We start from the raw sequence: 213 nt of genomic DNA on the forward strand, positions 1-213 counted from the left end.
CCGCCGGCGAGGTCCAATATGTGCGCATCAGTGAGATAGATCACGAGATCCGAACGTTTGAGTACATGAACGGCAGCAACGTGCAGACGTTCGAGCGCCGCGTGCTGACCCTTGGGATCTCGACCGCGCTGCGCCAGCGCGTCTATGGCGTGCAGCCTCAGCCTGGCACCGTGAACCCTGACACCGTGATCCGCGAGGGGCAGAGCACCGATG

General features: G+C 62.9%; 1 protein-coding gene. It reads left to right on the forward strand.

Annotation, left to right across the window (positions count from 1 at the left end; genetic code table 11):
• Positions 1 to 213, forward strand: a 213-nt coding sequence (locus tag QD208_RS17640; protein ID WP_279837699.1) for a hypothetical protein, incomplete at both ends; no start/stop codon positions are given.

Origin of the sequence: Cobetia sp. 29-18-1, assembly GCF_029846405.1 — a bacterium.
GTDB lineage: Bacteria > Pseudomonadota > Gammaproteobacteria > Pseudomonadales > Halomonadaceae > Cobetia > Cobetia amphilecti.